Here is a 13239-nt window from a genome sequence, read left to right as displayed (position 1 = left end):
CGAGGCAAAAGAGAAGCGCCCCTATCCGGTTGGATCCCGGAGGGGCGCTTTGATTTGCAAATGGATGCTAGCGATGGGGGATGACCTGAACCTTCGGCGAATCCGCTGTTTGCGGGTCCTTGCCCAGTAAAATCGTCAGTCCAAACAGCGTCACGAGGATGGTCGCCCCCATATCGGACATGACGGCCACCCACAGCGTGAGCCAGCCGGGGATCGTCAGCAGCAGGGCCATCAGCTTAAGCGCAAGGGAGAGGCCGATATTCCAGGCGACAATCCGGCCGGCCCGCCGGGCGATGCGGATGGCGCGGGGGAGATGGCCAAGATGATCCTGCATCAGCACGATGTCGGCGGTCTCTACGGCGCTGTCCGTGCCTTGGCCCATGGCGATCCCGAGGTCGGCTGCGGCCATGGCCGGAGCGTCGTTGATCCCGTCGCCGACCATCGCCACCGTCCCGCGGCCGGCCAGCGCCTGGATGTGCGCGACCTTCTGCTCCGGCAGCAGGCCGGCATGCCATTCGCTGACACCGCTGCGGTCAGCGATCGCTTGGGCTGCCGCGGCGTGGTCGCCCGTCAGCATGACGGTGCGGGCGACTCCGGCGCGGTGCAAGGCGCGGACGACGTCCGGGGCTTCCGGACGGAGTTCATCAGCGAGGCCGAACAGGCCCAACATGCGCGTGGATTCCGCGGCGAGCACCACGGTGAGGCCCTCCGCCTTCAGGCGAGCGAGGTCTTCGGTAACGCGCGCCCGCTCCTCGCCGCCGAGGGAGAGCTGCGCGAGCAGCGCTTCGCTGCCGACGAAGCAGCGAACGCCATCGACCTCGGCGCTCACGCCAACGCCGGGCAAGGTCACGAGCCCGGCGGGCTGCGCCCAGCCGTTGCCGCGCTGGGCGCCATCGGCGCGAGCTCCGTGAGCGTTGCTGCATTGCCCGCTGCTCGATGTTTCGCAGCGGCAGGCCACGTCGCCGCGATCGTCACTGTTGCCGCCGGCGCGGGCGGCAACGTAGCGCACCACCGCAGCGGCCAGCGGGTGCAGGGAGCCGCGCTCCAGAGCGGCGGCTACCGAGTAAAACCGCTGCGGCACATACGCGATCTCGCGCTGCACCTCCGGTTGCCCCTTCGTCAGGGTACCGGTCTTATCGAACGCGATCGCGTCCAACTTCCCGAGCTGCTCCAGATGCACGCCGCCCTTGACGAGCACGCCGAGCCGCGCACATCGGGTCATCCCGCTGACCAACGCGATCGGCGAGGATAGCACAAGGGCGCAAGGGCAGCCAACGATCAGGATGGCTAAGCCTTCATAGATCCATTTCATCCACGGCTGCCCGAACAGCAGCGGCGGAGCCAGCACCACAAGCGCCGCCAGAATCATGATGGCCGGCGTATACCACTTGGCGAACCGATCAATAAACAGTTCGGTTGGCGTCTTCTTATCCTGCGCCTCCTGCACAAGATGCATGATTTTGGCCAGGGATGAGTCTTCGTATGGTTTATCGATCCGGACTTGAAGCAGACCTTCGGAATTGATGCTGCCGCCGAATACCGGCATTCCGGGCTGTTTCGTGACCGGAATCGATTCGCCGGTAATGGCTGCTTCGTTGACGGCGCTCGTCCCTTCCAGGACCGTACCGTCCGAAGGGATCTTTTCCCCGGCTCGGACGAGAACGATATCGTTTGCTTTCAGCCGCGCGATCGGGACGATCGATTCCCGTCCATCCTGAACCACGATCGCTTCCTTTGGAGCGGCATCCAGCAGCGCTGACAGCGAGCGGCGGGCGCGGCTCATGCCATAGCCCTCCAGCAGCTCGTTCAGACCAAACAATATCGCGACCAGCGTCGCCTCTTTCCATTCCCCGATGATCACCGCACCGGTTAAGGCTACGGTCATGAGCGTATCCATGTTGAATTTCAATCGGAGCAGGTTACGCAAACCGCGCAGGAACGTGGTGTACCCGCTGAGAACAATGGCAGCCAGGTAACATGCAATCTGTACGGCATTTGGCATGTCGAGCACAAACGTCCCCCCGTAGATCACGGCGGAAATCACCAGCAGCCATAGTCCCAGGCGGCTTTCATGTTCTTGCGGTTCACTGTTGTTTCCAGGTTCTGTGGCCTTCTGGGAGACTGCTTCCGAGGCAGCCGCAGCCGCCGTTCCGTCAGCGGAGCTGGGACCCGGTAAGACTAAGGTTGCTCCGTCCCTTTTCAAAATCCGCTCCACCTGCTTCAAATCCACAGCGGGATCGATGAGCAGGCGCCCGCTATTATATAGAAGAGAGGCATCCTTCCCGTGATCCAGGCGCTGGATTTCCTCCTGCATCTCCCTGGCACAATTCGCGCAGGACAACCCTTGAACACGATACTCTATGCGACGGTTCTCACCGGGCGTTTGATTTTTTTCCACAGTCGGATTCATTCGTTCATCCGCTCCTTCTGATGCTCCAGCGTCATGGCCACCAGCGTCTGAATATGATGGTCGCTTAACGAATAGTAGACGTTCTTGCCTTCTTTGCGCGATTTGGCGATATGGAGTGCCTTCAGCTGGCGCAGGTGATGGGAAGCCGTCGCCACGGAGACGTCGAGTAAATCGGCGATATCGCAGACGCATAGCTCCTGGTGCTGCAAATAATAAGCGATCTTCACCCGGTTCGGATCGGATAATGCCTTAAAAATCTGGACCATTCCGTTCACGTCCCGCTCCTCCAGACTATCCCGGAGCCCGTTCATGCGGGTGGTTTCGGTGCAGGTCTGCTCGCACACATCTGCGCTCTCTACCGAATCGGCCATGGATCGTCGACCTCCTTTATTCAAATCAACGTTTGAATGATATAGTTTAAGTATAAGCGATCTTATAGAATATTCAAAGATTCTTTTGAATGTTACGGCAACGAGTTAAGGGGCTTTTCTGCCCCTATATGGTTCTTTTCGCGCCTCTTTACGGGATTATCCCTTTTGTTCAGAAGGGGATCGGGGAAGGAGAGCTCAGAAGGTAACCTTCTGAGGGGACCTTCTAAAGAGACCTTGTAATTGAGCGGAGTGAGCGGACTTTAAAATAGGAACGAGTGCGGACCTATATCAATCGATCCCAAAGTGAGGAGGGCTGCATCGTGAGTGAGGCGGACTATATTAAGGCGATCGCTGACTTCATCGAAGCGAACATCCGGGCATCGCAAACAAGCAGCCAAACAGCTTCGTCTCTTCCTGATGCAACGGGATAATGGTCAAAAAGGATCGGACGGACGACCTAGGTGTCGGTAGCGATAGCGTCTCCTGACCAAACCTCGGCCTGCTTGTCGATGACCGACACATAGGGGTTGCCGTGAAAATAAAACCGCCACGGCTTCGCCGCATACTCCTCCGCATACGCGATGCCGATGCGTGGCGCCTGGACGATCGCCTCACCGGCTCCCGATCCCTCCGACATTGACCCGCCTTCGAGCCAAAGCGGTCCGCCGGGCTGATCGAGCGGCAAGCCGTTCAGCGCTTTGCTGATGTCCAGCGCGCGGCACAGCTTGCCGGGACCGCCCGATAGGTCCGCCGGCTTGCGGGCGGCCGTACCGCGATAGCGGCGCATCGCCGCTTCATCTGCCGGGGACAAGGGCTCGACGGCACGGATCAGCACGGCTTGCGGGTCACCCTCCGTGCCAGTTACGACGTTCAGGCAGTTATACATGCCGTAAATCAGATAGACGTAGGCCGTTCCGCCGGGGCCAAACATGATGTCCGTCCGCGCTGTACGTCGTCCTCCGTAGGCATGACTGCCTTTGTCATGAATGCCGCCGTAGCTTTCCGTCTCCACAATGCGGCAGCGAATGTCGCCTTCTTCCGTACGGCGGACAAGCGTCTGTCCGAGCAGACGGGGGGCGGCCTCCAGGGCCGTCAATCGATAAAAAGCCGGGGGCAACGGCGCCCCCGGTTTGATTAGTTTCAAGATAGGGTCCATCGATAAGGAAGTCTCCTTGAACATTTTTTAACTATGGATTGCTTCCTTATATCGTAAAAACTTTTTCATGCGTTGTCCAACTCCTGCCGCGCTAATCCATCCACCAGCGCTTCAGATCTTCCCACCAGGAGTGACTTTCTTTCTTCTGCTCCTCGGCTGGAGGCGGCACCGGCTCGGCTTCGCCTTCCCCGTGTGCAGTGCAGTACTCCGTTGGCTCCGTTCCCTCAATGAACACTTCCAGCTTCTTGTCCGGGCAATCCTTCGTGGCGAGCAGACCCGTTTCCGGATCGATGTATACGCTGACCACCCCGTCAGGGATTGGGAAGATCTTCGGAGGTACTTTTTCCAACGCTTTCTCCGTGTATTTGGCGAAGATCGGCGCGGCTTTGCGCGACTCCGTGGTGCCAAGCGTCTTGCCCTTGTCATAACCGACCCAAACGGCCGTCGACAGCTCCGGCGTAAAGCCGACGAGCCAGGCGTCCGTGCTGGTCGTCCCGGTTTTGCCGGCGACCGGCCGTTTGATTTCGTTGGAGACGCGGTTGCCCGTACCTCCGGTTTCAAACACGCTCTCCATCAAATGCGTCAGCACGTAGGCGGCGGAAGCCTCCACGACCTGCTCGATTTTGGCCGGTTTGGCCTCGTATAACACGCGCCCGCTGGCATCGGTAATCTTCAGCACCGCCACCGGTTTGACGCTGCGGCCCTGGTTGCTGATCACCGCAAACGCCGTGGCCATTTCGAACGGGCTGACCGGCGACGTGCCTAGTGCAAGAGAAGGAACTGCTTGCAGCGGGCTGGTGATGCCCATTTTCCGCCCCATTTCGATGACCTGCTCGGCCCCCACCGTCAAAATCGTATTGACCGCATAGATATTGTCTGAAGCTGCAATCGCTTGCCGCATATCGATTTCGCCCAGATATTTGTCGCCGAAATTTTTCGGACTGTACGTTTTGCGGTTGTCGTCATAATGGAACAGTGTCGGTTGACTGCTAAATTTACTGGCACTGGTCATTTTTCTCGAAGAGAGTGCTGTGAGATACATAATGGGCTTAAAGCTGGAGCCGGGCTGCCGCGTTGTGGCGAAGACATGGTTGTATTGACTTTTCTTGTAATTGACGCCGCCAACCATCGCTTTGATGTAGCCGTTGCGTGGATCGATGGAGATGAGAGCGGCCTCCAGATCCGGCGAGTTTGCCAGCTCCGAAGCCACCGCCTCTTCGGCTGCTTTCTGCGCATCCGGATCCAGTGTCGTGTAGATGTTCAGCCCGCCGTGCTCAAGCAGCGTCTCGTCAAAGCCAAGCTCGCCGACCACCACATTGCGAATATAATCGCGGAAATAAGGAGCTTTATCGGTGGGACTTGGCTGCTTCGGCGATTGGAAATTCAGGATCGCCTCATATGCCTCATCGGCTTCCTGCTGCGTGATCTCGCCCGTGGCGACCATCGCCGACAGCACGGTACGCTGACGATCTTTGGCGTTTTTCATATGATTAAACGGCGAATAATAGGTGGGGCCTTTCGGAACCCCGGCTAACATCGCACTTTCGGCCAGACTTAACTCCTTTGCGGGTTTTCCGAAATACATCTGAGCGGCGGCTTCAATTCCGTACGCGCCATGCCCGTAATAAATTTCGTTAAGGTACATGCGCAAAATATCATCTTTGGAGTATTTCATCTCCAGCTGGGCGGTGTACATCGCTTCCTTAATTTTGCGAGACCAGGTCCGTTCATGCGACAGATACAAATTCCGCGCCAGCTGCTGGGTTAAGGTGCTCGCTCCTTGGACGGTGCCCATTTCTTTGATATTCACCAGGGTTGCTCGGGCCATCCCTTTCAAATCAAAGCCAAAATGGTTGTAAAACTGCCGGTCTTCGGTCGCCAGCGTCGCCTTGATCAGCCAAGGCGAGATCTCTTGCAGCTCCACGCTTTCCCGGTTCTTCCCGCCATCCGAAAACACCGCGATCGTCTCTCCCCGGCTGTTAATCAGCTGCGAGTTCCGATCTGATCCGGCGAGGGGCAGTTCGGCTTGGGACAAGTAGAGGAGCAGGAGGCCGACAGCGCATAGGCCAAGTAACCCCGTGCCGACCATCAGCTTGAACAGCAAAAGCCACGGACGGCGAGGTTTACGTTTATGATGATGTCGATCACTGCGAACGAGTTTCTGCACGAGAGGACTCTCCTTTCCGATCCTATAGCAAATCCGTGCTGCGAACGTCTAAAGTTTAGTATGGGAAAGTTTGGGAGAGATCATTCACGCCAGAAGCCGTGCCTGCGCTGTTATTTCGGGAGATGTGTTATTATTTTTTCGTTTGGTACAATATAGGAAATGATGTTTTGGGCTGGCCTGCACGATTATGATCATAAGGAAAGAAGGTTGATCGCATGGAATTATGGTTTACGGAGAAGCAAACCCCCGTGTTTGGGATTACGGCAAAAATACGCGAAACGCTGGTTACGGAAAAAACGGAGTACCAAGATTTGGCGATGTTAGATACAGAGGAATTTGGCCGGATGCTCGTCTTGGACGGCATGGTGATGACCACAATCAAAGATGAGTTCGTTTATCACGAAATGGTGGCGCATCCAGCGCTGTTCACCCATCCGAATCCGAAGCGGGTGCTCGTTGTAGGCGGCGGGGACGGCGGGGTTATTCGCGAGGTGATCAAGCATCCCGAAGTGGAACAGGTAGTGCTGGTCGAGATCGACGGCAAGGTTATTGAATATTCCAAGAAATACTTGCCGGAGATTGCCGGGGAGCTGGACAATCCGCGGGTGGACGTGCAGGTCGCAGACGGCTATATGCATATTATTGAAAGCAAAAATCAATACGACGTCATCATGGTCGATTCTACCGAACCGGTGGGGCCGGCGGCGCCTTTGTTCGAGCGTGGATTTTATCAAGGCATCTATGAAGCGTTAAAAGACGATGGCATCTTCGTAGCCCAGACCGATAACCCTTGGTTCAAAGCGGATTTGATCCAAAAGGTGAACAAAGACGTCAAAGAGATATTCCCGATCGTTCGCGTATACGGCGCCAACATTCCGACATACCCAAGCGGGCTGTGGACGTTCACGATGGGCAGCAAGGTTTATGATCCATTGCAGGTGGACGAGACGAAGATCCCCGAGCTGGACACCAAATATTATACGCCGCGCCTCCACAAGGCCGCATTTGTGCTTCCTAAATTCGTTGAAGACCTTGTAAAGTAAAATACGTCGTTCGGACTATAAATGGCCTGTTTAAAGTGTGATAGTATGATTTATATCACTACTTTCACATGGGACAAGGCGGGATTCTTATCAGAAGGAATAACCCGGCCCGAAGCATGCTTGCGGGCCTGACGATGATTATTGTGGTTATGGTGGCGGGCTGGCTCTTTTACGGTCGCCCTGATGCACCTTCCGGCGGTTCAACGGAAACGCCGGTGCAAGCTCCGACGGCGGTTACAGGAGAAGCTTCAGACGTTGCGAACAACGACATTGCCGCTGATTCGCCGTATTTGTTGGACCATCTTCCCTTTAAGGAAGAGGAGGTCCTCGCGATTACTGCCGGGGGAAACGGCAAGAACGCCCGTATTCCTGCGGAACGGCAAATCGTCTTGTTGGAATCGCTGCGTTATACGGATATGAAAAGTGCGCTTGCGGGTGCGGTACCGGCGGCTTCCCGGAAGCCGGTGGTTCTGCAGTTTAAGCTGGCGGACACGCACTATGAGCTGACCTATGATTTAACCAGCAATGCTTTTGAGTATCAAGGGAAATATTACTACGCTGACGACCGGGTGCTGCTGTTGATGCAAGGGCTGTTCCGCGAGCGGGAGGAGTTGGCTTCGTTGGACGCACTGCTGGAGCAAGCAAGGGTTGAGCAAGAGAAGGAAACCTCGGTTGATCCGGATGCGGCTCCTGCCGCTCCGCTGGACGGGGAGGCCGCGCAGGTCGATGGGCTCGACTTCGACGGCTGGGAGCAGCGATTGGCCGAGTCTCCGCCTGAGGAGATCGTTTGGGCCAAGCCTTTCTATGATGACGGCACTGGCCAGGTGAAAGAAGCCCGTTTATTTAAGGACGGGGTGTTGGAGTTGAATCGGATGATCGTTTTTACGCGGCCGGTTCACCAGTGCGCAGCTGGCGTAAAGACGGGGATCAGCACGGCTGACGTTATGGAGAAATTAGGGACAAAGGCACTGAAGCTGGATAGCCGCTGGAGTTATAAAGTCGGGGATTATTTCCGGTTTCATCTGTATTTCCAGGATGACAAAGTGAAATACCTCGCATTAAGTCAACCCTTGTAGGCCGTATCTGGTCATGAAGGGAGGGAAGGAGCCGCTGAAGCAACGGCTCCTTTTTTTGCCTATGGAGGGCGTTGTACCGTATATGTATTGAATTGCCGGGGCGAACTGGCTATAGTAGTACAGTAAGGATCGATGTCGGAAGGAGTTTTGACCTATGCCGGAGACCAAGCCGGTAAGCCTTGTGCTGACAAGCCGACAGGGAACGGAAGAAACGGTGCAGCATCTGCGGGGAGATCTCATCCGCCGGAGCGACACCTTATACATCCGCTATGAAGAACCAGATCCGGGGCCGGATGGTGCCAAGACGCGCACGATGATTAAACTATCTGGCAACGAGCTGAAAATCATACGCCACGGAGGCGTAGAGGCCGAGCAAACCTTCCGCAGCGGCAGCCGGATACCAGGGTTTTACCGCTCGCCCTTTACCCGGTTTAACCTGTCTACCGACACCGTAAAGCTGGAATCCCGATGGGACGGGGCGGTTGGTCAGGTGATCTGGGAATACGATTTATACGTGTTTGAGGAACTATCAGGACGTTTTGAACTCAGTCTATATATACAGGAGGACGTTTAAATGCCACACAATCCGTTGGAACAAATGAACCAGGCACTGAAGGAAGCGATCCTGGATGCGATCGTATCCGCTGGTCTGGCGCAGCGGGAGGAAATTCCGGCGATCGTCTTAGAAGTGCCGAAGGATAAGGCGCACGGTGATTTCGCGACCAATGCGGCGATGCAGCTGTCGCGGATCGCGAAGAAGAATCCGCGCCAAATCGCGGAAGAGATTCTCGGGCAGCTGGACTATGGGAAGGCTGGGATTGAGAAGGCGGAGGTTGCTGGTCCCGGGTTTATCAATTTTACGTTAAGCAAGAGTTATTTGTATCCGATTCTGCTGCAGGTATACCGCGAGGGTGAGAACTACGGCCGCACGACATTAGGGAATGGAAAAAAAGTGCAGGTCGAATTCGTCAGCGCCAACCCGACTGGCAGTTTGCACCTCGGACATGCCCGCGGCGCGGCGGTAGGCGATGCGTTGTGCAACGTGCTGGATTTCGCCGGTTATGACGTAACGCGCGAATACTATATCAATGACGCTGGGAACCAGATCGTCAATCTGATCAAATCCATTGAGGCCCGCTACCGCCAGGAGCTTGGACAAGACGTAGAGATGCCGGAAGACGGATACCATGGCGAAGACATCAAAGGGTTCGCCAAAGAGCTCGTCGCCGAACAGGGGGACAAGCTGCTGGGGATGCCGGAAGAAGAACGGACGGCGTTCCTGCGCAAATTCGGACTGGAGAAGGAGCTGTCCAAAATTCAGCGCGACCTGGAACGCTTCCGGGTTCGCTTCGACGTTTGGTTTAGCGAAACGTCCCTGTATCAGGATGGCCAAGTAGAAGCATCGCTGTCCGAGCTGCGCGAAAAGGGGCAGACGTATGAGCAAGACGGAGCAACCTGGTTGAAGACGACGGCTTACGGAGATGACAAGGACCGCGTATTGGTGAAAAATGACGGGACCTATACTTATTTGACGCCGGACATCGCTTACCACCGCAATAAATATGACCGCGGCTTTGACCGGATCATCAATATCTGGGGAGCTGACCACCACGGTTATATTCCTCGGGTGAAGGCCGCAATGCAGGCGATCGGGAAAGATCCAGAGAAACTGACGGTATTGATCGCGCAGATGGTCAGCCTGTTCCAAGACGGCGAGAAGGTGAAAATGTCCAAACGGACCGGTAAAGCGGTCACTATGGTGGATTTGATGGATGAGGTTGGGGTAGACCCGATTCGTTACTTCTTCACGATGCGCAGCATGGATTCGCATCTGGATTTCGATATGGATCTGGCAATTTCCACCTCCAATGAAAACCCGGTGTACTACGTGCAATACGCCCATGCCCGGATCTGCAGCATCTTCCGCCAGGCGGAAGAACAAGGTATCCAGATTCCGGCGGCAGAGAACGTAGATCTCACCAAGCTGACCGCTGAACATGAATACGATCTGCTGCGGAAGCTCGGCGAGCTGCCGGAAGAGATTAACGTGGCCGCTGAGAACTACGCACCGCACCGACTGGTTCGCTATGTCTATGAACTGGCGGCGCTGTTCCATAGCTATTACCGGGCGGAGCGCGTCATTACTGAAGACGCGGAACAAACGGCGGCACGGCTGGTGCTGCTCGGCGGGGTGCGCACGGTACTTGCCAACGTGCTTCGTCTGATCGGCGTATCTGCGCCAGAAAAAATGTAATTCGCGGAAGCTGTTACGCGAGTTGCTTTAGTTGAGTGTCTCTTTGCATGATTATCCCGCTTAATCAGACGCTGTTGCGTTCGATTTGGGGGCTATCCCGTTAAATTAGAGCGCTTATGCCTTTGATCAGGCTTGTATCCCGTTTGATCAGAGGTTGTGCTTGTGCTTGATTACTGAGGTATCCCGATGAACCAGATGAAGGCTTGATTTGGATATCCACCTTAAACGAGGACTTACCAAAAGGGATAATCGTGCAAAAGGAGCCGCAAAGGGACCTGTACCACCTATAGCAAGATTCAGTGTGCCTGCTTCGTGTTGAACTGCTGTATCCCAGCACAGCACGGAGCAGGCACATTGCGATTAGATAAGTCCGCAAAGGCAGCAGGCGGCGGGCGTTAGCTTCTGCTGCGCCCCGATTTGGTGCGCAGCAGGCGTACCGCGCTCAGTTCGCCGGCGCCGCCGCCTTTGGCCCTGGCCGCTGTGCTGGACAGCCGTTTGGCGGTACGGCGTAGGCGGCGCTTGACCTCGCTCGGCTTCATGTCCGGCTTCATAGCCAGCAGCAAGGCCACGGCGCCGCTCACATGGGAAGTTGCCATGGAGGTGCCGCTCATTTCGCGGTAACCTCCGCCCAGCCAGGCGGAGCTGATTTTTTCACCGGGGGCATAAATATCGATATTCGGACCGTAGTTGCTGAAGGAGGCGATTTTGCCGTCCTTGCCGGTTGCACCTACAGAGATCGTTTGCGGGTAACGGGCCGGGTAATCGCAGCCGTGTCCCTTTTTGTCGTTCCCCGAGGACGCGACCACCACGATGCCTGCGTTATAGGCTTTGCGAATAATATTTTGCAAAGAGGCGCTGTTGCTCTTCATACCAAAGCTCATATTTACGATGTGCATCCGGTTGCGTACGCACCAGTCGATGCCCAAAATGATGTCAGAAACGAAGGCGGAGCCATTATGATCAAACGCCTTCACCGGAAATATCAAAGAACGCGGGGCTACGCCCATCATCCCTTGAGATCCGCCGGAGGCCGCGATGGTTCCGGCGATATGCGTGCCGTGTCCGTTATCATCGTATGGTAAGCTGAGTCGATTCAAGAGATTAATCCCGCGAGCCAAGGAATGGCGAAGATCCGGATGGTTGAAATCGGCACCCGTATCAATCACGCCGATACGAACCCTGTAACCTGTGGACACGGACCAGGTTTCCGGGGCGCCGATTCGCCGTACCCCCCAAGGGATGGATGGAGCTTGCCCCTTGCCTGTCGGGGCCGGGCTATGGACGCTGACAAGGCTGTCGTCTTCGACCCACAGGCCGAAACGGGAGCGGGCCACTTCCCCACGTAAACCGAGGGGACAGATCAGCGCCTGCAGCAGCGAGGATGTGCGGATGTGCCGCAGTGCGGGATGCTGGCGCTTGTGCTTAAGCAATTGGCGGACGCATTCTGCAAATTCTGCCGGGTGTGCAAAGCGGATAATGATGCGGCCGCTTTTTCCGGAGGCGTCGACATGATCGTTCAAAAACCTGAGGAATCCGGAGTAGTCCATGTATGAGTAGCCCCTCCTACGAAGCGTGTTGCAGTATAGTATGACGTTCCTTTTTTCATTGAATGGGGAAGCGGCCCTGTTTTGATGGAAATGGGCCCGGATTGCTGCTTTTCGCGCGAATCCGGCGTGTCAAAGTGCAAATCTGGACATAGGATGAAGGGAAGGCCTTGCGGCTTTCGCCAACCCAAGAGAGGGCAAGGCCTTCTTTTGGGGAAGGATACAGTCAAGGAGCGGGGGACTAGGGGTTCTCCGCTCCTTCCCTTTTTCCGGCGGGGCTTTGGTGTGTTTTTAAAACTTGCAATTTGGTGCCAAATAGGTTTTACTATTGTGTGATATGGATATGTTAGTGAAAGAAACCGGCTCTAACGATAAGGTTTCATCATTGCTTTATAGTGAACTTTTGCGTGAGAGGAAGTGTCCGTAACGTGAGTACCCCGCTGAATTTGAAAATCGACCCGGAGAAAATCCAGGAAATTCCTATGGTCGACTTGGCCTTTATGATCTTGAAGGCGGCAAATACGCCGTATTACTACCGTGACTTGATGAATGAGGTCGCCAAGCTTCGCGGCATGACCGAGGAGCAAATTAACGAGGCGATTGCGCAGCTTTATACGGAGATCAACATTGATGGTCGGTTTGCCTGCGTTGGCACCAACCTGTGGGGCCTGAAACGCTGGTATCCGATCGAGCGGTCGGAGGATCCGGTTGGCAACTCCAAGCGTCCGCGCATCATTAACGATGATGACGACGATCTGGAAGACGACGATTTTGTGGAAGAGGACGATACATACGTATCCGACGACGAAGAGGATTACGATGTGCTCGACGGGGATTCCGAAGACGAGTTGTTCCCGGATGATGACGATGACGACGTGGAAGATGTTGATGACGATGAGTTGCTTCCTGACGAGGAACTTGAAGACGAAGACGACCTTGTCGAAGAGGACGAAGATCTGGACACCGATGCGGATTTCGACGACAGCGACGAGGATTAATCGGCCTCGGGGCAGGGGCCTCGCGATTTCCTTATAAAGGACGGCAAAGGCCGTCCTTTTTCATGCCTTATTTTGTTCATAGATGCGCTCCGCCTTGACTTGACACGGACTAGGGTAACGGGTAAACTATTGCATGGGCTTATGATTCAAACCTATATAAAATGTGAATTTATTAAAAAGTGCCCCGACCATTTCGGGTGTCACTTTTTATTTTTTTATG

Annotated in this window: 10 protein-coding genes; 5 read left to right on the top strand and 5 right to left on the bottom strand. The window is 55.5% G+C overall.

The features are described 5' to 3' along the window. Nucleotides 1-67 precede the first annotated feature (67 nt). The 4 genes from M3G15_RS12890 to M3G15_RS12875 form a co-directional block, all read right to left on the bottom strand. Complete coding sequence (locus M3G15_RS12890; RefSeq protein ID WP_260071158.1) at nt 68-2410, bottom strand: heavy metal translocating P-type ATPase; 2343 nt, start codon at nt 2408-2410, stop codon at nt 68-70. Continuing rightward, on the bottom strand, nt 2407-2781 hold the full coding sequence (locus M3G15_RS12885) for an ArsR/SmtB family transcription factor (RefSeq protein ID WP_260071157.1): 375 nt from the start codon (nt 2779-2781) through the stop codon (nt 2407-2409). The genes M3G15_RS12890 and M3G15_RS12885 overlap by 4 nt, the downstream gene beginning before the upstream one ends. 457 nt (nt 2782-3238) lie before the next feature. Beyond that, the gene (locus M3G15_RS12880) at nt 3239-3937 is read right to left on the bottom strand and encodes a DNA-3-methyladenine glycosylase (RefSeq protein WP_009226811.1); all 699 of its coding nucleotides are present in this window, start codon (nt 3935-3937) and stop codon (nt 3239-3241) included. Between the two features lie 91 nt (nt 3938-4028). Further along, on the bottom strand, nt 4029-6104 hold the full coding sequence (locus M3G15_RS12875; RefSeq protein ID WP_260071156.1) for a transglycosylase domain-containing protein: 2076 nt from the start codon (nt 6102-6104) through the stop codon (nt 4029-4031). A gap of 215 nt (nt 6105-6319) precedes the next feature. Between M3G15_RS12875 and speE the strand changes: the two genes are divergently transcribed. The 4 genes from speE to argS all read left to right on the top strand — a co-directional run bounded on the left by speE (nt 6320) and on the right by argS (nt 10477). Further along, complete coding sequence (gene speE, locus M3G15_RS12870) at nt 6320-7147, top strand: polyamine aminopropyltransferase (protein ID WP_260071155.1); 828 nt, start codon at nt 6320-6322, stop codon at nt 7145-7147. Nucleotides 7148-7281: 134 nt separating this feature from the next. Then, complete coding sequence (locus M3G15_RS12865) at nt 7282-8223, top strand: hypothetical protein (protein WP_260071154.1); 942 nt, start codon at nt 7282-7284, stop codon at nt 8221-8223. 154 nt (nt 8224-8377) lie between these two features. After that, the gene (locus tag M3G15_RS12860) at nt 8378-8797 is read left to right on the top strand and encodes a YwiB family protein (RefSeq protein ID WP_260071153.1); all 420 of its coding nucleotides are present in this window, start codon (nt 8378-8380) and stop codon (nt 8795-8797) included. After that, on the top strand, nt 8798-10477 hold the full coding sequence (argS, locus tag M3G15_RS12855) for an arginine--tRNA ligase (RefSeq protein ID WP_260071152.1): 1680 nt from the start codon (nt 8798-8800) through the stop codon (nt 10475-10477). A gap of 395 nt (nt 10478-10872) precedes the next feature. Here argS and M3G15_RS12850 read toward each other — a convergent pair whose 3' ends face one another. Then, the gene (locus M3G15_RS12850) at nt 10873-12024 is read right to left on the bottom strand and encodes a S8 family peptidase (RefSeq protein ID WP_260071151.1); all 1152 of its coding nucleotides are present in this window, start codon (nt 12022-12024) and stop codon (nt 10873-10875) included. Nucleotides 12025-12449: 425 nt separating this feature from the next. On the opposite strand from M3G15_RS12850, the gene rpoE reads away from it, so the two are divergent. Next, nucleotides 12450-13019, top strand: coding sequence for a DNA-directed RNA polymerase subunit delta (gene rpoE / locus M3G15_RS12845; protein ID WP_260071150.1), 570 nt, complete (start codon nt 12450-12452; stop codon nt 13017-13019). Nucleotides 13020-13239: the final 220 nt, after the last annotated feature.

The organism is Paenibacillus sp. p3-SID1389, assembly GCF_025151705.1.
Classification (GTDB): domain Bacteria; phylum Bacillota; class Bacilli; order Paenibacillales; family Paenibacillaceae; genus Fontibacillus; species Fontibacillus phoenicis.
Note: the sequence above shows the minus strand (reverse complement) of the source record. Positions and strands in the feature narration are given on the sequence as shown.

Excerpts from the sequence above, each read along its gene's own strand:
- M3G15_RS12890 (WP_260071158.1), bottom strand. The coding sequence starts at position 2,410 with ATGAATCCGACTGTGGAAAAAAATCAAACGCCCGGTGAGAACCGTCGC.
- M3G15_RS12885 (WP_260071157.1), bottom strand. The coding sequence starts at position 2,781 with ATGGCCGATTCGGTAGAGAGCGCAGATGTGTGCGAGCAGACCTGCACC.
- M3G15_RS12880 (WP_009226811.1), bottom strand. The coding sequence starts at position 3,937 with ATGGACCCTATCTTGAAACTAATCAAACCGGGGGCGCCGTTGCCCCCG.
- speE (WP_260071155.1), top strand. The coding sequence starts at position 6,320 with ATGGAATTATGGTTTACGGAGAAGCAAACCCCCGTGTTTGGGATTACG.
- M3G15_RS12865 (WP_260071154.1), top strand. The coding sequence starts at position 7,282 with ATGATTATTGTGGTTATGGTGGCGGGCTGGCTCTTTTACGGTCGCCCT.
- M3G15_RS12860 (WP_260071153.1), top strand. The coding sequence starts at position 8,378 with ATGCCGGAGACCAAGCCGGTAAGCCTTGTGCTGACAAGCCGACAGGGA.
- argS (WP_260071152.1), top strand. The coding sequence starts at position 8,798 with ATGCCACACAATCCGTTGGAACAAATGAACCAGGCACTGAAGGAAGCG.
- M3G15_RS12850 (WP_260071151.1), bottom strand. The coding sequence starts at position 12,024 with ATGGACTACTCCGGATTCCTCAGGTTTTTGAACGATCATGTCGACGCC.